Source organism: Xanthomonas campestris pv. campestris str. ATCC 33913, assembly GCF_000007145.1.
Taxonomy (GTDB): Bacteria; Pseudomonadota; Gammaproteobacteria; order Xanthomonadales; family Xanthomonadaceae; genus Xanthomonas; species Xanthomonas campestris.
In genome coordinates this window covers 4,054,349-4,073,428 of the sequence record NC_003902.1, presented here as the reverse complement: position 1 = coordinate 4,073,428, position 19,080 = coordinate 4,054,349, and the positions used below count along the sequence as shown (strand labels likewise).

The window sequence follows — 19,080 nt, the reverse complement described above, 5'->3', positions numbered from 1 at the left end:
GGCCGCGCGCGCGCTAGCATCGAGTGGCTCCCATGCGCCGCAAACGCGCATGCGCGCCGCGCTGCCGTGCGCGCGCAATGCGCCGGGCTTCACCCTGCTCGAAGTACTGGCCGTGCTGGTGATCACCGCGCTGGCCAGCACCGTGGTGCTGCTGACCCTGCCCGACACGCAGCGCACGTTGCCCGACCAGGCCGATGCGCTGGCCACCGCGCTGTCGCATGCGCGCGATGAGGCCATCCTGAGCCTGCGCATGACCGAGGTGGTGCTCAGCGCCGGGGGCTATGCCTTCCGCCGCCAGGCACGTGAGCGCTGGGTGGCACTGGACCAGGTGCCGTTTACGCCCGTGCAGTGGCCGGAAGGGGTGCGCACGCAGCTGCCGGAGGGTGTAACGCAGGTGAGCGTGCGTTTCGACCCGACCGGCGCCGCCACGCCGCAGCGTCTGGTGTTGGGGCAGGGCCAGCAACGCGTGCAGGTGGTGGTTGATGCAGTGGGCACGGTGCGGGTCGATGCAGCGGCGCGCTGACACCCAGGCAGGGTTCTCGCTGCTGGAACTGCTGGTCGCGTTGGCGATCTTCGGCATGGCGGTGGTGGGGCTGTTGAATCTGTCCGGCGAAAGCACGCGCACCGCGGTGATTCTGGAAGAGCGCGCGCTTGCCGCAGTGGTGGCGGAAAACCAGGCGATTGAAGCACTGCTTGCACCGGCGGCCGTTGCCGCGGCACCTGCCGCAGGGCAGGAATCAGCCGGTGCGCGCGGCTGGGACTGGAAGCGCACGGCAACACCCGCCGGGCAGGGCATGCTGCGCATCGCCATCAGCGTGCACGCGGCCGGGCAGGCGCAGGAACTGGCCAGCCTGCAGGTCGTGCGGAGTACGGAGTGATGCGCCTGCGCCGCGCCGCTGGTTTCACCTTGATCGAACTGCTGGTGGCGTTGGCGGTGTTTGCGTTGGTGGCTGCCGCGGCAGTGGGGGTGTTGCGGCAAAGCATCGAGCAGCGCGCTGCGGTGCAGGCGCGGCTGCAGCAGCTGCGCGATTTCCAGATTGCGCACGGCCTGCTACGCAGTGATCTGCAACAGGCCGCGGTGCGGCGCACCCGTGGCAGTGATGGCGTGCCTGCGCGGACTGCCTTTGTCGCCACACCACCCGGCGCACAAGGCCCGTTGCTGGCGTTCGTGCGACGCGGCTGGAGCAATCCGGACCAGGCGCCGCGTGCATCGCTGCAGTACGTGGAATACCGGCTGGTGGAGGACCGGCTCGAGCGCAGCGCACGTCCGGCGCTGGATGGTGCAGTGACCGGCGCACCACAGGTGCTGCTGCGTGGCGTGCGTGCGGCCACCGTGGGATTTCATTACCGCGCGCAATGGAGCGATGGCTGGAGCGGTGGTGTGGCAGCGCTGCCGGATGCGGTGGCACTGGAGTTGGAAATGCAGGACTGGGGCCGCGTGCGGCAATTGTTCCTGGTGCCGGAGGGGAGCGAATGAGCGGGCGTGGGGGGGCTCACCGGCAGCGCGGCGTAGCCTTGCTCACCGTGTTGCTGTTGGTGGCAGTGATGACCGTGCTGATGGTTGCGGTGCTGGATGACTTGCGTTTTGGCTTGCGCCGCAGCGGCAACGGCGAGGCCATGACGCAGGCGCAGTGGTATGCGCTGGGCAGCGAAGCATTTGCGCGTCAGCGACTGCAGACCCTGTCCAGGCGCGACCCGCTGCGCACCACGCTGGACGGCGGGTGGGATGACCAACCGCTCAGCTTTCCGCTGGAGGGCGGCAGCGTGCAACTGCGCCTGCGCGACCGCGGCAGCTGCTTCAACCTCAACAGCGTGGTGTTCGGCGCGGCCGAGCAATGGCAACGCAGCGAAGAAGGCGTGCGCCAGTACGTGGTCTTGTTGCGCACGCTCGGCATCGCGCCTGCGCAGGCCGATGCGCTGGCCGACGCCTTGGTGGACTGGATCGACAGCGACCAGCAACCCGGCGCACAGGGCGCAGAGGACGCCGCATATCTGCAGTCTGCGCTGCCGCTGCGCACCGGCGACACCTTGCTGGCAGGTGTGAGCGAACTGCGCGCCATTGCTGGCTATACCCCCGCATTGCTGGCGCGCCTGCAGCCGCATGTGTGCGCGCTGCCGAGTGGGCGCCTGTCGCAGGTGAACATCAACACGCTGCGCGCCACCGATGCGGCCGTGCTGGTGGCCATCGCCGAAGGCACGCTAGACCTGGGCGCGGCGCGCCGCCTCATTGCTGCGCGCCCGGCCGGCGGGTGGCGCGACGTGCAGGCGTTCTTCCGCCAGCCGGCATTGCTGCAGGTCACCGTGCCCGATGCGATGTACGAACAGATCGTGCTGCGCACCGAATATTTTTCGCTCTACAGCCAGGTCGACTACGCGGGTGCCGAGGTCATGCTGGAAGCGTTGCTACAACAAGCGCCAGCCGGGCGGATCCGCCTGGTGGCGCGTCAATGGAGTTCCGATCAATGAGTACCACCTTGCTGTTGCTGCCGGCCGATGCAGGCACAGCCGCCACCGCCGTGCATGTGGATGCGCAGGGGCATGTGCACGTCCATGCCGCCGGCGCTGCGCCGCTCACACCCGCGGCGCGCACGGTGCTGGTGGTGCCGGGCACGCAGGTGCACTTGCGCTGGCTGGCCCTGCCCGGGCGCAGCCCGGCACAATCGTTGGCGGCCGCGCGCCTGCAACTGGCCGAGCATCTGGCCAGCGATGTCAGCACGCTGCATGTGGTGATTGCGGCCAACGCGCAGGCCGATGGCACGCGCCTGGTGGCCGCAGTGGAGCAGGCAACCCTGCAACAGTGGCTGGAACGTGCCGCGCAGCACGGCATCGTGCCCGATAGCGTGGTGCCGGAGTGTCTGCTGCTGCCCACGGTGGACGCTGATGCGCCACCGACGGTTGTGCAGTGGGACGGGCGTTGGCTGGTGCGTGGCGCACGCCTGGCCTGCAGCCTGGAGCCGGAGACCGCGCAGCTGGTGCTCGACGCACAGGGCCATCCGTCGCCGCTTCCGCCTCTGGATGATCCAGCGCAGGTCATTGCCGTCTTCGCTCGCCATGTGGCGCAGGCACCGATCGAATTGCGGCAGCATGCCTTCGCACGCGCCACGCCGCAGCGGCGCGGGCTGACGCCGCGCAGGCTCGCATGGCTTGGCGTGTTGCTGCTGATCTCGCCGCTGCTGTTGCTGGGTGCGCAGGCACTGCGTTATGAGATCGGCGCGCAGCTGTTGCAGCGCCGCGCTGTGGCGGTGCAGGGCGTGCAAGCCACCGGCGCAACGCCGGTGTCGGCCGATGCGTTCGCAGCGCAGCTCGCCGCGGTGATCGCCGCGGTCGATAGCGTGCCCGGCGCCGAGCTCGACATGCTGGCGTATCAGCAAGCGCAGCCAGTGCGCGCAACGCTGGTGCATGACGATGACGCGCAATTGCAGCAATTGCTGGCACGCTTGCGCAGCGCCGGCTGGCAGGTGCGCCCGGCCAGCAGCCAGGCGGTCGAGACCAGGCTGCAGACCCCCTTGGAATTGGAGCCACCCCGATGACCGCCTTGCGACACCGCAGCCATCGTTGGTGGCAACAGCGCGCACCGCGCGAGCGGGTGATGCTGGCCGTGATGGGCGCGGCAATCGCTGCCTTCATCGCGTGGTACGCCATCCTCGTGCCGCTGCGGCAATGGCGCAGCACAGCGCAGGCGCGCTATGACACCGCCGCGCAAGCCTTGCTCGACGCACAGGGCCGGCAACGCAGCGCGGTGGTGACCTTGGCGGACATCCTGCAGGCCGCACGCGATGCCGGCGTGGCTATTGTCCCGGCGCCGCGTGCGGTGGCCGGCGCAGTCGAACTGCAGATTGATGCCGTCAACAGCCCGGCGTTATTCGCCTGGCTGGAACGCCTGCGCACTGCGCATGGCTTAGCGCCCACGCAACTGCAGATCACCCGCCACGCGCAGCAGTTGCAGGTGCGCTGTCGCTTCGAGGGCATCACGCCATGAGGCTGCTGCGCTGGTCGTTGCTGGTGCTCGGTGTGCTGATCGCCATTGTCATTGCCACCTTGCCGTTGCGGTGGGTGCTGCCTGCACAGTCGCTGCCGATCGCGGTGCTGGAGGCGCAAGGCTCGATCTGGAACGGCAGCTTGCGCGGCGTCACCTGGAAGGCGCAGCCCATCGGCGATGTGCAGGTGGCCCTGCAGCCGTGGCCGCTGGTGCGCGGCCAGCAGCACGTGCGGCTCGCCACGTCCACGGCAGCGCTCATCGCCCTGCAAGGTGCGCGCCATGGCATCGACCAAGGCAACGGGCGCGTGTTGCTGCGCAAACCCGGTGGCATCACCTTGCTGGATCTGGCAGTGGACCTGCGGCAGGTGCAGGCCGTGTTCGACGCCACCCGCTGCGTACAGGCCGCAGGAGAGGTGACCGTGCAGATCGTGCCAACCAGCGCTGGCGAAGCGGCCGGCCTGCTGCCGCTGCGCCTGCGCGGCAGCCCGCGCTGCAATGACGCTGTGGTGGAACTTGCACTGCAGCCAGATGGCGGGATGCCCGATGGCATGCAGCTCAGCGCGGAGTTGCGCCTGCAACACGACGGCCACTGGCAATGGCGCACCCAGGTCGACCCCGGCAGCGACACCGCCCTGCACCTCGGTCTGCAATTGCTGGGGTTTGTGCCAACGCAGGAGCGCCGCCTGCTTCGTGTTGATCAGGGCACGCTGTAACGGCGCGCCATCCACGTAGCCGGCTGCACGTTTTCTACCGATGGGATGGAGGACGGACGCGCCCCTGCCAGACAGCGCGCTGGTCTGTGCAGCGGCTGAATTGGTCTGCTTCCACTCACCTTGAGTGGCCGCGATACGCCAGTCAACGCCATAGCTCGAAGGGCTAACCGTCCCGTCTCCTCACTGACCTTCCGTAGCTACCCATCCCTTTCTTTGGGCGCGGCGCCATGACAGATGACAGGCCTACCCGTCGCGTCCGGGCACAGGGCTGGTATGCCGACGCCGATTGGTACTATATTGGACCTAACGAATCCTGCCAGGTGAGAACACCCATGGCCAAGGCCAACGCGGAGGGGGACAAGCGACTGGACGACCTGCGTCTTGACGCCTCCGCGCCCACACCGCTGTACCTGCAGCTGGCCGCCAAGCTCGGCGAGGCGATCCGCGGTGGCCACTGGAAGGCCGGCGAAGCGCTGCCCGCCGAGCGCCAGCTGTGCGAGCGGCTGCAGATTTCGCGGGTCACCTTGCGCCAGGCGGTGGATGCGCTGGTCGAGCAAGGCCTGGTCTCGCGTCGCCAGGGCGCCGGCACCTTTGTCACCTCGCATATCCAGCACCAGCTCAGCGGCTTGACCAGTTTCAGTGAGACGCTGCGCATCAAAGGCTACGAGCCCGGCACCAAGTGGCTGGAACGGCGCCTGCGGCCCGCGCATGGCGAGGAAATCCTGCGCCTGGGGCTGTCGCCGGATGCGGCGGTCGCCTCGCTCACCCGCCTGCGCAGCGCCGATGACCGCGTCATGGCCTACGAACACGCCGTGTTGCCGCAGCGCGTGGTCGCCGACCCGGAGCAGGTGGGCGATTCGCTCTACAGTTTTCTCGATGCGCAAGGCACCCCGGTGGTGCGTGCGCTGCAGTACTTCCGCGCGATCAATCTGCCGGCACGGCTGGCCGAACACCTGCGCATGAAGACCGGCGAGGCGATCCTGCATGTGGTGCGCGTGGGCTACACCCGCGACGGCAGCGCGATCGAACTCACCGACACCTATTGCCACAACGACTTCTACGACTTCGTCGCCGAACTGCGCCGCTGACGCCGACGGCATTCCCCCGCACGACAACCTAGAGCCAGCCGATCCATGACTACCGCCAGGCCCGCAAATCCCGTTGTCTCGATCGCCATCGTCGGCGTGCTGTTTTTCATCATCGGCTTTTTCACCTGGATCAACGGGCCGCTGATCACCTTCGTGCGGCTGGCGTTCGACCTCAACGAGGTCAATGCGTTCCTGGTGCTGATGGTGTTCTACCTGTCGTACTTCTTACTGGCGCTGCCCTCGTCATGGATCCTCAAGCGCACCGGCATGAAAAAAGGCCTGGCGCTGAGTCTGGTGGTGATGGCGCTGGGCGCCGCAGCATTCGGGCAATTCGCTACGCAACGCTGGTATCCGGGCGCACTGGCCGGCATGTTCGTGATCGGTAGCGGCCTGGCGTTGTTGCAGACCGCGATCAACCCATACATCAGTATTCTCGGGCCAATCGAAAGTGCGGCGCGGCGCATCGCGCTGATGGGCATCTGTAACAAGATTGCCGGCATCCTGGCGCCGATCCTGATCGGCTCGCTGGTGCTGCATGGCATCGGCGATCTCTCCACGCAGGTGGCCGCGGCCGATGCGGCGACCAAGCAGCAACTGCTCAACGCGTTTGCCGCCAAGATCCATGCACCATATCTGGTGATGTCCGGCGTGTTGCTGGTGCTGGCGGTGGGCGTGTTGTTCTCGCCGCTGCCCGAACTCAAGGCCTCCGAAGCCAATGCCACGCCGGGCAGCGGTGGCGCGGCGCAGAAGTCCAGCATCTTCCAGTTCCCGCATCTGTGGCTGGGCGTGTTGTGCCTGTTCGTGTATGTCGGTGTGGAAGTGATGGCCGGCGATGCCATCGGCACTTACGGACACGGCTTCAATTTGCCGCTGGACAGCACCAAGCTGTTCACCTCCTACACGCTGGGCGCAATGTTGCTGGGCTATATCGCCGGCCTGGTGCTGATTCCGCGGGTGATTTCGCAGGCGCGCTACCTGAGCGTGTCTGCGCTGCTGGGCGTGCTGTTCTCGCTGGGGGCGCTGTTCACCCACGGCTATGTGTCGGTGGGGTTCGTGGCCGCGCTCGGTTTTGCCAACGCCATGATGTGGCCGGCGATCTTTCCGCTGGCCATCCGCGGCCTGGGCCGGTTCACCGAGATCGGTTCGGCGCTGCTGGTGATGGGCATTGCCGGCGGCGCGATCATTCCGCAGCTGTTCGCCATTCTCAAACAGCATTACGACTTCCAGGTGGTGTTCGCCGCGCTGATGGTGCCGTGCTACCTGTACATCCTGTTCTATTCGCTGCGCGGCCACCGTGTGGGGCTGCCGGCTCAACCGAAATGAGTGAAGCGGCATGATGCGTTCAGACGAACAAGGCACGAGTATGCGCAGGCCCACCATCAAAGATGTCGCCGAGCGCGCCAAGGTCTCCTTGAAGACCGTGTCGCGCGTGATCAATAACGAACCTTCAGTGATGCAGGCCACGCGCGCGCGCGTGCTGCGCGCCATCGCCGATCTCGATTACGAACCCGATCCGTCCGCGCGCAACCTGCGCAGCGGCACGCCGTTCGTGATCGGCCTGGTCTACGACAACCCCAACCCGTACCACATCATCGGCATCCAGAACGGCGTGTTGGCCGCCTGCCGCGAAACCGGGTTCGGGTTGCAGATCCATCCCTGCGATTCCACTTCGCCGCTGCTGGCCGAAGAACTGGCCGAATGGGTGCAGCGCTCGCGCCTGGCCGGCGTGGTGCTGACCGCGCCGATGTCCGAGCGCCCCGAATTGCTGGCCGGCCTGGCCGCGCGAGGCATCAAGAGCGTGCGCATCATCGCCTCCACCACCGACCCGGGCGATGGGCCGTGCGTGTACATCGACGACCGCGATGCCGCCTATGAAATCACCGAGCATCTGATCCAGCTTGGACACCAGCGCATCGGCTTTTTGTGGGGCGGCCCGCAGCACCGCTCCAGCGGCGAGCGCTACGCCGGTTACGAAGCTGCATTGAAGGATTACGGCATCAGCCTGGACAAGCACCTGGTGATTCCGGGCGACTACACCTTCGACGATGGGTTCCGTGGTGCGCGCCGGTTGTTGTCGCTGCGCGAGCCGCCCACGGCCATCTTCGGCAGCAATGACGAGATCGCTGCCGGCGTGCTGGCCGCGGCCAAGTCCACCGGCATGAACGTGCCGTACCAGTTGTCGATCGCCGGGTTCGAAGACAGCCCGTTCTCGCGGCAGTCGTGGCCGGCGCTGACCACCGCCAAGCAAGCCACCGAAGACATCGCGCGGCACGCCGCACGCCTGCTGATCAGCCAGCTGCGCAGCGACGCCTACGACGACCAGCCCGCGCAACTGCAGAACCGCGGCTTCGTGCCGCAGTTGGTGGTGCGCGGCTCCACTGCACCGGCGCAACCGCCGGCCGCCAAGTCCCCCTCCCCCGAATCCGCCTGAGCTCCGATGAATCTCCCCCAGGAAACCGACACCTTGATGTTCCGCGAGGCGGCCGAAACCGCCGACGTGGTCGCTGCACAGTTCGCGCGTAATGCCGACACCATCGCCACGTTGGCGCAGTCGCTGCGCGAGAACCCGCCACCGTTCGTGGTGACCTGCGCGCGCGGCAGTTCCGATCACGCCGCCACCTACGCCAAGTACCTGTTCGAAACCCAGCTCGGCATCGTCACCGCATCGGCTTCGCCCTCGGTGGGCTCGGTCTATGTGGCGCCGCTGCAGTTGCGCGGCGCGCTGTACATCGTGATTTCGCAATCGGGCAAGAGCCCGGACCTGCTGCGCAATGCCGAAGCCGCCAAGGCCGCCGGTGCGCGCGTGGTGGCGCTGGTCAACGTGGAAGATTCGCCGCTGGCGCAGCTGGCCGAGGTGGTGATTCCGCTCGGTGCCGGCCCGGAAAAGAGCGTGGCCGCGACCAAGAGCTATCTCGCCTCGCTCGCTGCGGTGCTGCACCTGGGCGCGGTGTGGAAGAACGACCCCGCATTGCTCGCCGCCGTGCAGCAGTTGCCGCAGCAGCTGCGCAGCGCCTGGCAGGCCGATTGGTCCGCACTCACCAGCGGCCTGAAGCCGGCGCACAATCTGTTCGTGCTCGGCCGTGGCCTGGGCCTGGGCGCGGCGCAGGAAGCCGCGCTGAAGTTCAAGGAAACCTGCGGCCTGCACGCCGAGGCCTACAGCTCGGCCGAGGTCAAGCATGGCCCGATGGCCTTGGTGGGCCCGGGCTTCCCGGTGCTGGTGTTCGCGCAGCCGGATGAAACCGGTGCAGGCACGCGCGCCCTGGCGGAAGAATTTCGCGCACGTGGCGCGCAGGTGTGGCTGGCCGCGCCCGATGGCGACCTGCCGCTGGCCGATGCCGCGCACCCGGCGTGCGCACCGTTGCTCACCGTGCAGAGCTTCTACCGCGCCATCAACGCACTGGCCCTGCAGCGCGGGCATAACCCCGATCTGCCGCCGCATTTGAACAAGGTCACGGAAACGGTTTGAACATGGATGCTTCCCCGATTCAAGCGCTTTGCAATGCACGCGTGCTCACCGATGACGGCCTGCAGGACGGCCTGGCCGTGCTGCTGGACGGCGCGCAGATCCAGGCCGTTGTCGCGGCCGACGATGCGCGCGTGGCGCAGGCCGGCACGCGCGTGGATCTGGGCGGGGCGACCCTGCTGCCCGGCTTCATCGACATCCAGGTCAATGGCGGCGGCGGGGTGTTGTTCAACAACGCCTGCACGCCGCAGGCGCTGGCGACGATCGCCGCAGCGCATCGCCGCTACGGCACCACCGGCATGTTGCCCACGCTGATCAGCGACACCGCCGAGGTGATGGCCGAGGCCATCGCCGCCACGCGCCAGGCGATCGCACAGGGCGTGCCGGGCGTGCTCGGGATTCATCTGGAAGGCCCGTACCTGAGCCCGGCGCGCAAAGGCACCCACGACGCACAGAAGTTCCGCGTGCCCGACGCGCACGAGATCGCGGTGGACACCTCGCTGGACAACGGCGTCACCCTGATCACGCTCGCGCCCGAGCGCGTGCCGCTGGACGACATCCGTGCCTTTGTCGCCGGTGGTGCAGTTGTGTTTGCCGGCCATACCGCCGCCACCTACGAGCAGGCGCGCGACGGCATTGCCGCCGGCGTCAGCGGCTTCACCCATTTGTACAACGCGATGTCGCCACTGGCCGGGCGCGAGCCCAATGCCGTGGGCGCCGCGCTGGAAGATCCCGCGGTATGGTGCGGCGTCATCGTGGACGGCGTGCATGTGCATCCGGCCAGCCTGCGCGTGGCGCTGGCCGCCAAGCCGCGCGGCAAGCTGCTGCTGGTCACCGACGCCATGCCGATGGTCGGTGCCGACAGCCCCAGCTTCGATCTGTACGGCGAAACCATCACCGCCATCGACGGCGTGGTACGCAATGCCGCCGGTGCGCTTGCCGGCTCCGCGCTGGACATGGCCACCGCGGTGCGCAACAGCGTGCAATGGCTGGGCGTGGACCTGGCCGAAGCCGCGCGCATGGCGTCCACCTATCCGGCGCAGTGCATCGGCCTGGGCGAGCGCCTGGGCCGCATCGCACCGGGTTACCAGGCCGACCTGGTGCTGGTGGATGCAGACGTGCACGTGCTGGACACCTGGGTGGCGGGGCAGCGCGACTGACGTTGTGCAGCATGGTTGCGCTCGCTGACGTGTAGCGCCGTCGATGTGCCGTGCCTGCGGATCGCAGTCACCGGTTGCGTGCCTCGGTACGGTGTTGACGTTCAAGGGGCAGTGCTCGCCGGAAGGTTGAGCGGTGGGCATCTGCCGTCGCGACAACGGCGCGGCATGCCTGCCAGGCACGGTCCGGAACGGTTGCTGTGCCTTGCCATTGCCTGTAGCGCTGAATCGCCGCCGCCACGCATGCAGCGCTGCCATCCACAGTGGCACGTCGTGGCTGCTAGAGTCGCGATCAACTCCAGGACAAGGCAGTGCCGATGAGACACGCACGGATGCGATGGTGGCTGGTGGGGTGTTTGCTGCTTGGCGCGCATGCAATTGCGGCTGCGGCCAACTGGCAACTGGTTGCCGGCGGCACAGATTACCAGTTGGATGCTGCGCAGGGCGATGTGGAATCGGCCGAGGGCGCACGGCTACGTCTGACCGCACGCACCAAGCGCACGGCCGCGTTCGGTGCGGCCGCCGTGCAACTCGATGCCGTCCCGCTGCGTGGTCAGTCGCTGGCCTTGGATGGTCTTCTGCACACCTTCAGCGCCGTCCCGGGCGCAAACCTGTGGATGCGCGCAGTCGATGCGCAGGGCAAGGTCGTGGCATTCGAAACCTCGCAAGCCGAGCGGGTGAGTGGCAGCGCTCAGGCACGCCGTGGTATCGCGATGCAGATTCCTGAGCAAGCAAATCGACTGGCAATTGGTGTCGTGCTGGCTGGCGATGGCGCCGTCGAAGTTACTGCCCTACGGCTGATGGCCCAACCTGTCGTGGATGCTGCGTCTGCAGCGGCGATTCTCGACGTTGCGATTCCTGCGATCAGGGAGCATGCGTTACAGCGCAGCCGCATCGATTGGGCCACCCGCGAGCCACAGTTGCGCGCCCAGGCCGCCAGCATGCGCAAAGCCGACGCCTATGCCGCCATCGAGGCGCTGATTGCCGAGCTCGATGACGGCCACAGCGCACTGTTACGGCCTAGCACCCTGCGCGATGTGGAGGCGCATGCCACGCACGCTACAGTGCAGGCACGGTTGCTGCAGCCCGATGTGGGCTATGTCGCGGTGCCCGGCCTGATGACCTCGTCCAGTGATGTCAGGGGCGACTATCAACGCGCGCTGAGCGCCGCGCTGGATGGCATGGCATCGCAGGCACGCTGCGGCTGGATCATCGATCTGCGGCAGAACAGCGGGGGCACCATGTGGCCTATGGTCAACGGCTTGCAGCCGTTGCTCGGTGATCACGTGCTCGGCTACTTCCTCAACGCAGATGGCGAGCAGACGCCGTGGCGAGCAAGAGCCGTGCCGCCGATGTCCGGCGTGCGCGTCGCGCAAACCGATCGCCCGGTGGCCGTGCTGATCGGGCCAAACACGGCAAGCGCGGGCGAAATGGTCGCCATCGCGTTTCGTGGCCGTCCGGCTACGCGGAGCTTCGGCCAGCCGAGTGCGGGGCAGACCACCAGCAATCGCACGGTCGATCTGCCCGGTGGTGGCGTGCTTGCGGTTGCCAGCAGTGCGATGCAGGACCGCAATGCACAGCGTCTGGATGGCGCCTTGCAACCGGATATGGCGCTGGACCCGCAGGCCGATGCCATCGATGCGGCGGCGCAATGGCTGCGAATGCAGCGGTGCGCACCGGCGCAGTGATACACGCAAGGCGTGCGCGGATTGCGTTGGATCAACGCGACGCGAAGACCGGCAACGGAAGCCTTGCTCTGATTACGCTGTGGGCGAGCGATAGCATGACGCAGCCCTGAAACAGGCAGGCGCATCGTCCAACGGCACGCGTCGCCTGCATTGCGCGTCACGCCAACGCGACCAGCTGCGATCACGCGCATTGCAGCGTCGCATGGTGCCACTTATGCAATAGGCCCCAGCACGACCTCTGCAATGCAACATTTCGCTGCGCAGCCTTGCTGGGCGAGGTCGCCGGCGCAGTGTTCTGCATGGGCTGTTTGCTGGAATGCGATCCTGGTCACGCTGTCGTTCCATTATCGACGCCTAGGACAGCGTATTCCGCATAAAACAAGGGGGTTCTGGCGAAAAGTTGACAGTGCCGCTATCGGAAGGCACCTTCGCTGATAACGTTGTCAGCGAACAGGAGCTTCGTTCCGCACCAGCACATCACCGCCGCTGGCCAAGCCTTGGCCCGGCATCTCGATCCGTTGCGCACATGCCGCACGGATCACTGTTTGCACGCCGGCGCAGGGGACGGAGTGCAGCACGGCGCGCACAGCGCGCTTCAGCGCAGCCCATCGGTTGCGGCCTGACGTATCAGCCACGAGGTCAACGCAATGCTGTTTCCCCGATCGTTCCAATGGTCAGTCGAATCAACCTGCACCGCCGCGCACCGGCAACCACCACGGCGCGTGCCACTGAGCGCAGCGGTCCGCGCTTTGTTGATCGGTGGCGTAACAGTGAGTGGCGCGCTGGCGCTTCCGGCGCTTGCGCAGCAACAGCCCGCAGCAGCGCCGGCACAGCCGCCATCCCCTGCAGTTGCGCAGGACGCCGCGCCCACCAATCCCTCGGTGTCCACGTTGGACGAAGTCAAGGTTGTCGGGTACCAGGCCAGCCTGGGCAAGGCGCTCAACGTCAAGCGCAATGCCGATGCCATCGTCGATGCGATCAGCGCCGAAGACATCGGCAAATTCCCCGACACCAACGTCGCCGAGTCGCTGTCGCGGCTCTCCGGCATCACCGTGGACCGCCAGTTCGGCGAAGGCGAAAAAGTCAGCATCCTCGGTACCGACCCGGCGCTCAACCGCGTGTTGCTCAATGGCCAGACCATCGCCTCCACCAGCTGGGGCGGCGACCCCAACGACCCGGACAGCCGCTCGTTCAACTACAGCACGCTGGCACCGGAGGTGGTGGGCCTGATGGAGGTCTACAAGACGCCTGAGGCGCGCATTGATGAGGGCTCGATCGGCGGCACCGTGATCGTGCACACGCGCAAGCCGCTGGAGCTGGAGCGCAACACGCTCACCGGCACCGTGAGCTACGGGTACAACGATCGTTCCGAAGAAGGCAAGCCCAATGCCTCCGCGTTGTACAGCTGGAAAAACCAGGATGAAACGCTCGGCGTGCTCACCTCGGTGATGCATTCGCAACGCGTGCTGCGCCGTGATGGTGTGGAGATCTTCGGTTACGACGATGTGGCAGGCGCCGGCTTTCCCGCTGCCGTGGTCGGCAACAATACCGGGGTGTTTCCCACCTCGATCAACACCGCCTTGTTTCAGCAGACGCGTAAGCGCGATGGCGTCAGTGCCGCACTGCAGTGGAAGCCGGATGCAGACTTCGAGCTCAACCTGACCGGCCTGTACGTCAAGGAAAGCTTCGACAACTACAACCAGAGCCGCTACGGCTACTGGGGCTCCACGCCTGGCGATGCGCAAGCGCTGGGGTTCGAAAACGGCATTGCCACCTCGGGTACGTTCGGTGATCAATCCACCACGTTCCTGGACGGTTACCTGCGCAACAGCGAGGTCAGTACCGGCAGCATCCATCTGCGTGCCGACTGGCATGGCGATGGCTGGAATGCCTCCAGCCAGGTGGGCTACACCAGCTCGCAAGGCGGCGCCGAGCGCATCTACGGCATCCAGTTCCGCAACCTGGCCGGCTACAGCTACAACATCGACGGGCGCCGCACCGCAATGGACTACAGCACCGACCCCACCAATGCGGCCGCGATGCAGCTCAACAACGCTTCGGCCAGCCATAGCCCGCAGTACGACAAGGAACGCTACCTGCAGCTGGACTTCGACCATGCGGTGGAGTGGGGCCCGTTCACGCAGATTCTTACCGGCATCAAGCTCACCAATCACGCCACCGGGCAGTCGTCGTACAGCCGTACCTGGAACCCGAACGATGGCAGCACGCTGGCCGCGTTCTCGCCGGGCACCACGCCCTCCGGCTATCTGGACGGGCTATCGACCAGTGCCGACATGCAGCGCTGGTCGACGATCAACAGTGGCGCCATCAGCCAGTACATCGGCGGGCTCGAAGGCGATGAAGGCTTGCCGATCAGCTATGCGGGCAACTACAGCATCGAAGAACAGAACCGCGCCTGGTTCCTGCAGGGCAATTTCTCCGGTGAGCGTTATCGCGGCAACATCGGCGTGCGCTATGTGCATACGCGCGACTCCACCGATGGCTATAGCTACGCACCGGGCGGCGGCTATACGCCGGTGAATTTCCTGAGCAGTTATGGCAAGTGGCTGCCGGCGTTCAACATCGCCTACGACCTGCGCGACGATCTGATCATGCGTTTCGCCGCCTCCAAGGTCATCGCGCGGCCGCGCTATACCAACATGACCCCGTACGTGGCCACCGACGACACCACGCTGACCGCCTCCACCGGCAACCCCGGCTTGAGCCCGTACGAGTCGACTAACCTGGGCGCATCGCTGGAGTGGTACTTCACCGACAGCAGCGTGCTCAGCGGCGAGTTCTTCTCGCGCGATATCTCCAACTACATCCTCACCACCGTGCAGGACCGGGTGTTCTTCAACAATGCCACCGGCGGCTCCAGCACCTACCAGACCTCGGTGCCGACCAATGCCGGCGATGCAAAGGTGCGCGGTGTGGCGGTCAATCTTCAGCACAACTTCGGCAATGGCTTCGGCGTGGTGGCCAACTACACCTATTCCGACTCCAACACCGATGGCGACTACAGCCTGCCGTACAACTCGCGCAATGCCTACAACATCAGCCCGTACTACGAGCAGGGCAAGTGGAGTGCGCGCGTCAACCTGGGCTGGCGTTCGGAATACTTCACCCAGATCGGACGGCTCAACGGGCAGCAGATGACCGATGCGTTTACCCAGGTGGATGCGTCGGTGGGCTATCAGGCCACCGAGCGGCTGCGTGTGGCGCTGGAAGCCACCAACCTGCTGGACGAAACCTACTTCAGCTACATCGGCAACAAGAACCAGCCGTACTACCTGTACAAGAACGGCCGCGCCTTCATGCTGAGCCTCAACTTCAAGCTGTAGCTGTACCACCTGGCGAACGCCGGCTGCGTGCGGGCGTTCGCCAGGTGAGTATCACCGAGTGGGTGTCACCGAGACGGCTTGGCCTGCCGTGTGGCCGCGCGGCGCCCACACCGCGCGTCGATCCCGCGCTTACTGACGCAAGCTGCGCGCCTGTGCAATGGCGGCGATGCGCGCACTGGCCAATGCCTCACCAATCTGCGGGCCCTGCAAACCGTCTGCCGCAAGATCACGCGCATTGATCGCCAGCGCCGCGGCGTGCACACGCTGCAGTTCCGGCCCTTGCGGGTATGCGGCTTCTTCGCTGCCCAACCGGCCGCGCTTGTCCGCCTCACAGACCAGCGCCAGTTGGGCGATGCGCTCCGGCCGACGGAAGCCGTCGCACCGCACCAGCAGCTCATGCACGGTGCGGTCGCGCAGTTCGGGCAAGCGATGCACGTTGAGATGTTCGCGGCAGGCGGTGACCGCAAGCTGGCGATAGTCCTGCGGCACTTTCAGCCGCTCGCACAGCGCCTGCAACGGGGCCACGCCGCGCTGCTCATGCATCACATGGCGCGGCCATTGCTCCGGCGGGGTCAGCGCCTTGCCCAGGTCATGGGTGAGCGCTGCAAATCCCACCAGCGCATCGCCGGGCGCAAGCCGCGCAGCCATGTCGCTGACCATCTCCTGGTGCACGCCGGTATCCACTTCCGGATGGAACTCGGCACGCTGCGGCACGCCGTACAGCGCGTCGAGCTCGGGCAGGATGGCGCGCAGCGCGCCGGTGTCGTGCAAGGTGCGCAGGAACGCGGAAGGCTGCGCACTGCCCAGCACGCGGCGCAGCTCCTGCCATACGCGTTCGGGCACCAGGCTGTCCAGTTCGCCGCTGTCGGCCATCTCGCGCATCAGCGCGGCGGTTTCCGGCGCAATGCCAAACCCCAGCGGCGCCAACCGTGCCATGAAGCGCGCCGCACGCAGCACGCGCACCGGGTCTTCCACAAACGCCGGGCCCACATGCCGCAACACGCGTTGCTGCAGATCGCGTACGCCGCCATACGGGTCGAACACTTCGCCGCTGGCTTCGTCGCGTGCAATCGCATTGATGGTGAAGTCGCGGCGCAGCAGGTCTTCTTCGAGCGTCACCGACGGGTCGGCGTCCACGACAAAGCCACGGTAGCCACGCCCGGACTTGCGCTCGGTGCGTGCCAGCGCGTATTCCTCGCCGCTGCGCGGGTGCAGGAATACGGGGAAATCCTTGCCCACCGGCTTGTAGCCCAGCGCCTGCATCTGGGCCTGGTCGGCGCCGACCACCACCCAGTCGCGGTCGCCGGCTGGCTGGCCGAGCAAGGCATCGCGGACTGCGCCGCCCACAAGATAGATCTTCATGCGCACATGATGCCCGATGCCCTGCGCACTGCCACGCACGGCAAGCGCGTGCGGCAGTGCGCGGGCTGCGTCAGTCCTGTGCGGCGTTGGCCGCCGGGCCCGGCGAACACACCGGACGCGTGCGCTTGTCCACCAGCCGGCCCATCAGCCGATCGCTCAACGGCAATGCATCGCCATTGAGGCGCCAGTCGTAGATCACGCTGAAGGCCAGCACCCGCGCAACGTACTCACGCGTTTCCTTGTAGCTGATGGTCTCGATCCAGAAATCCGGGTCAAAGCCCGGCCGTTGCGCCTGCCAGCGCCCGGTCGGGCCGGGGCCGGCGTTGTAGGCGGCGATGGTGACGTAGGGCAGGCCGTAGGTGTTGAGCAGCTGGCGCAGGTAAGCCGTGCCGATCGCGATGTTGGTGTCTGGCTCGTAGAGGCTGGCGGCGCCGCCGTAGTTGGGCAGGGCAATACCCTTGGCCACCGCCGCGCCGGTGCCCGGCAACACCTGCATCAGGCCCATTGCATTGGCCGGCGAGCGTGCGCGTGGATTGAAGATGCTTTCTGCGCGAATCTCCGCGGCCACCCATGCCGGATCGATCGCATTCTTGGCCGCTTCGCGGCGGATGCTGTCGTCGTGGTGCAGCGGAAAGCGCAGCGCGTACAGGCGCTGTTCGTCGGGCTGCTTGCCGAGTGCGAACACCGCGCGGTCGAACCACCCGTTGTCGCTGGCGACCTCCACGGCGAGGCGGCGTTGGCTGTCGTCGAAGCGGCTGGCGGCATCGTTCCATTCGGCCACGGCCCAGCCGGGGCGGTCGATCTGGAACAGCGCGATGGCGCGCACCAATGCCGGGTCGCGTGCCACCGCAGCCTTGGCCTGCGGGCTGTCCTTGGGCTCCCACGGGCACAGCCGGTAGGGCTGCTGCAGGCGATCGGCAGCCAGGAAGCCGTGGAAGGTGGGCGACTGCGCGGCCGCGCGATACAGCGGCTGTGCCGCGGCGGCGGCGCCGGTCTTTTCGGCCAGCCGCGCTTCAAAATATTGCCAGCGCGAATCACTGCGCTGGGTAGCCGGCATCTTGCGGATGGCGGCCAGCGCCGCCGGCCAATCGCCACGCGACATCGCCTCACGCGCGCGCCATTCGTGCAGGCGTTCGTCATAGGACGCATCGGGCACTGCATTGAGGCGGCGCGCCGAATCGGGCAGATACGAGGCCACGGTCCACAACGCAATCTGGTACAGCACCTGCCCACGCTGCGCCTCGCTGAAGCCCAACGCGGCGGCCAGTGCAGGCAGTTGTTGTTCGGCCGCGTCCGGGTCGCTCTTGGCCAGCTTGGCCAGGCCGTCCACGGCGATGTTGCGGCTGCGCTCGGTCCTGGGCCAGCTCGCCGCACGCGGATGCACCTTGTCCAGGAATGCCGCGTAGTCGGTGGCCAGGGCCAGATCGGCCGGCGGCAGCCCGCGTGCGGCCGTGCGCATCACCGCAGGCTGCTGCGCGTCGGCAGCGGCTTCCACGCGCTCCCAGCGCAAGGCGGGGGTGAGCTCGCGGCGCGACTCCAGCCCGGCAACCACCGCGTCGCAGGCATCGGGCAGGCCCTTGCCGGTGCGCCACAGCGTCAAGGCATCGCGGCTCCACTGCGCATCTGCCTTGCCGGTGGCCTGGCGCGCGTTCAGCTGCGCACAGCGCAGGCCCAGGTTGTCGGTGGGCTTCCAGTTGGCCAGCAGCGTGGTCCAGTCCTGACGCCGCGCCACGGCCGGCAACCAGGCGCCGCGGAAGCTCTCAGCCACCGGCTGGCCCGCATACCGCTGCAGAAAGCCCTGCGCCTGCGCGGTGGAGACGCTGTCGATGTTGCGCTTGAGCGCGGCGTATTCCAGCCAGCCGTACAGCGGATGCCGGCGCAGGGCGGTGAGCTGGCCGTCGTCGGCCTGGCCGCGCTCGGCGGCGGCGATGGCATCGCGCATGGCGGTCAATTGCGGATCGAGCGATTGGGCATGCAGCGCAGTGCTGCCAAGGCAAAGCAGGCCGGCGAAAACAGCGGCGAAACGTGGGGAATAAGTCATCGCGCGACTATACCGAAGCGTGGCTGAGCACTTGAGTGAATGTGGCGCGGCGGCGCCGCGCATGTGCGCCTGTCACGCGCTGCATAGGTGGGGCTGGCACTCGCTCAGTAGGGAGCACGAAGCAAGCGTGCCGATGCGATGACGGAGGCAGTGCTGCATCGCCAGGTTGCGGTGCGTTAAGGTTTCGTTTAAAAGTCGGCATGGACCGCAGGGCACGGGGGCGTGCGGTGACATTTCCTGAAATC

General features: G+C 66.9%; 16 protein-coding genes. 14 read left to right on the top strand and 2 right to left on the bottom strand.

Annotated elements, in window-relative coordinates; genetic code table 11:
* Positions 1-49 precede the first annotated feature (49 nt).
* The 14 genes from XCC_RS17720 to XCC_RS17655 all read left to right on the top strand — a co-directional run bounded on the left by XCC_RS17720 (position 50) and on the right by XCC_RS17655 (position 15,432).
* Positions 50-523 carry a GspH/FimT family pseudopilin gene (locus XCC_RS17720; RefSeq protein ID WP_011038519.1) on the top strand — a complete coding sequence of 158 codons (474 nt, stop codon included), beginning with the start codon at positions 50-52 and terminating at the stop codon, positions 521-523.
* Complete coding sequence (gspI, locus tag XCC_RS17715) at positions 507-878, top strand: type II secretion system minor pseudopilin GspI (protein ID WP_011038518.1); 372 nt, start codon at positions 507-509, stop codon at positions 876-878. The genes XCC_RS17720 and gspI overlap by 17 nt, the downstream gene beginning before the upstream one ends.
* Entirely contained in the window at positions 878-1,477 is a 600-nt protein-coding gene (gene gspJ, locus XCC_RS17710) for a type II secretion system minor pseudopilin GspJ (RefSeq protein ID WP_267131491.1), read from the top strand. Before gspI ends, gspJ begins: the two co-directional genes overlap by 1 nt.
* The gene (gene gspK, locus XCC_RS17705; RefSeq protein WP_011038516.1) at positions 1,474-2,466 is read left to right on the top strand and encodes a type II secretion system minor pseudopilin GspK; all 993 of its coding nucleotides are present in this window, start codon (positions 1,474-1,476) and stop codon (positions 2,464-2,466) included. Before gspJ ends, gspK begins: the two co-directional genes overlap by 4 nt.
* Positions 2,463-3,530, top strand: coding sequence for a type II secretion system protein GspL (gspL, locus tag XCC_RS17700; RefSeq protein ID WP_011038515.1), 1,068 nt, complete (start codon positions 2,463-2,465; stop codon positions 3,528-3,530). Before gspK ends, gspL begins: the two co-directional genes overlap by 4 nt.
* Positions 3,527-3,979, top strand: coding sequence for a type II secretion system protein GspM (gene gspM, locus XCC_RS17695; protein ID WP_011038514.1), 453 nt, complete (start codon positions 3,527-3,529; stop codon positions 3,977-3,979). The genes gspL and gspM overlap by 4 nt, the downstream gene beginning before the upstream one ends.
* A complete protein-coding gene (gene gspN, locus XCC_RS17690) occupies positions 3,976-4,692 on the top strand; it encodes a type II secretion system protein N (protein WP_011038513.1) in 717 nt (238 codons plus the stop codon). The genes gspM and gspN overlap by 4 nt, the downstream gene beginning before the upstream one ends.
* A gap of 365 nt (positions 4,693-5,057) precedes the next feature.
* Entirely contained in the window at positions 5,058-5,780 is a 723-nt protein-coding gene (locus tag XCC_RS17685) for a GntR family transcriptional regulator (protein WP_029216943.1), read from the top strand.
* A 45-nt stretch (positions 5,781-5,825) separates the two neighbouring features.
* Positions 5,826-7,103 carry a sugar MFS transporter gene (locus XCC_RS17680; protein WP_011038511.1) on the top strand — a complete coding sequence of 426 codons (1,278 nt, stop codon included), beginning with the start codon at positions 5,826-5,828 and terminating at the stop codon, positions 7,101-7,103.
* 40 nt (positions 7,104-7,143) lie between these two features.
* Positions 7,144-8,211, top strand: a complete 1,068-nt coding sequence (locus tag XCC_RS17675) for a LacI family DNA-binding transcriptional regulator (RefSeq protein WP_011038510.1) — start codon at positions 7,144-7,146, stop codon at positions 8,209-8,211.
* Between the two features lie 6 nt (positions 8,212-8,217).
* Complete coding sequence (locus tag XCC_RS17670) at positions 8,218-9,246, top strand: SIS domain-containing protein (protein WP_011038509.1); 1,029 nt, start codon at positions 8,218-8,220, stop codon at positions 9,244-9,246.
* A 2-nt stretch (positions 9,247-9,248) separates the two neighbouring features.
* Positions 9,249-10,403 (top strand): N-acetylglucosamine-6-phosphate deacetylase, encoded by a 1,155-nt coding sequence (nagA, locus tag XCC_RS17665; protein ID WP_011038508.1) that lies wholly within the window; start codon positions 9,249-9,251, stop codon positions 10,401-10,403.
* Positions 10,404-10,717: 314 nt separating this feature from the next.
* The gene (locus XCC_RS17660; protein WP_170873858.1) at positions 10,718-12,088 is read left to right on the top strand and encodes a S41 family peptidase; all 1,371 of its coding nucleotides are present in this window, start codon (positions 10,718-10,720) and stop codon (positions 12,086-12,088) included.
* A 647-nt stretch (positions 12,089-12,735) separates the two neighbouring features.
* A complete protein-coding gene (locus XCC_RS17655; RefSeq protein WP_012437396.1) occupies positions 12,736-15,432 on the top strand; it encodes a TonB-dependent receptor in 2,697 nt (898 codons plus the stop codon).
* 129 nt (positions 15,433-15,561) lie between these two features.
* Here XCC_RS17655 and XCC_RS17650 read toward each other — a convergent pair whose 3' ends face one another.
* Positions 15,562-16,794 carry a multifunctional CCA addition/repair protein gene (locus XCC_RS17650; protein ID WP_011038505.1) on the bottom strand — a complete coding sequence of 411 codons (1,233 nt, stop codon included), beginning with the start codon at positions 16,792-16,794 and terminating at the stop codon, positions 15,562-15,564.
* A gap of 70 nt (positions 16,795-16,864) precedes the next feature.
* Complete coding sequence (locus tag XCC_RS17645) at positions 16,865-18,835, bottom strand: transglycosylase SLT domain-containing protein (protein ID WP_016944404.1); 1,971 nt, start codon at positions 18,833-18,835, stop codon at positions 16,865-16,867.
* Positions 18,836-19,080 lie beyond the last annotated feature (245 nt).

Excerpts from the sequence above, each read along its gene's own strand:
- nagA (WP_011038508.1), top strand. The coding sequence starts at position 9,249 with ATGGATGCTTCCCCGATTCAAGCGCTTTGCAATGCACGCGTGCTCACC.
- XCC_RS17670 (WP_011038509.1), top strand. The coding sequence starts at position 8,218 with ATGAATCTCCCCCAGGAAACCGACACCTTGATGTTCCGCGAGGCGGCC.
- XCC_RS17675 (WP_011038510.1), top strand. The coding sequence starts at position 7,144 with ATGCGCAGGCCCACCATCAAAGATGTCGCCGAGCGCGCCAAGGTCTCC.
- XCC_RS17655 (WP_012437396.1), top strand. The coding sequence starts at position 12,736 with ATGCTGTTTCCCCGATCGTTCCAATGGTCAGTCGAATCAACCTGCACC.
- XCC_RS17660 (WP_170873858.1), top strand. The coding sequence starts at position 10,718 with ATGAGACACGCACGGATGCGATGGTGGCTGGTGGGGTGTTTGCTGCTT.
- gspI (WP_011038518.1), top strand. The coding sequence starts at position 507 with ATGCAGCGGCGCGCTGACACCCAGGCAGGGTTCTCGCTGCTGGAACTG.
- XCC_RS17650 (WP_011038505.1), bottom strand. The coding sequence starts at position 16,794 with ATGAAGATCTATCTTGTGGGCGGCGCAGTCCGCGATGCCTTGCTCGGC.
- gspK (WP_011038516.1), top strand. The coding sequence starts at position 1,474 with ATGAGCGGGCGTGGGGGGGCTCACCGGCAGCGCGGCGTAGCCTTGCTC.
- gspN (WP_011038513.1), top strand. The coding sequence starts at position 3,976 with ATGAGGCTGCTGCGCTGGTCGTTGCTGGTGCTCGGTGTGCTGATCGCC.
- XCC_RS17720 (WP_011038519.1), top strand. The coding sequence starts at position 50 with ATGCGCGCCGCGCTGCCGTGCGCGCGCAATGCGCCGGGCTTCACCCTG.
- gspJ (WP_267131491.1), top strand. The coding sequence starts at position 878 with ATGCGCCTGCGCCGCGCCGCTGGTTTCACCTTGATCGAACTGCTGGTG.
- gspM (WP_011038514.1), top strand. The coding sequence starts at position 3,527 with ATGACCGCCTTGCGACACCGCAGCCATCGTTGGTGGCAACAGCGCGCA.
- XCC_RS17645 (WP_016944404.1), bottom strand. The coding sequence starts at position 18,835 with ATGACTTATTCCCCACGTTTCGCCGCTGTTTTCGCCGGCCTGCTTTGC.
- XCC_RS17680 (WP_011038511.1), top strand. The coding sequence starts at position 5,826 with ATGACTACCGCCAGGCCCGCAAATCCCGTTGTCTCGATCGCCATCGTC.
- gspL (WP_011038515.1), top strand. The coding sequence starts at position 2,463 with ATGAGTACCACCTTGCTGTTGCTGCCGGCCGATGCAGGCACAGCCGCC.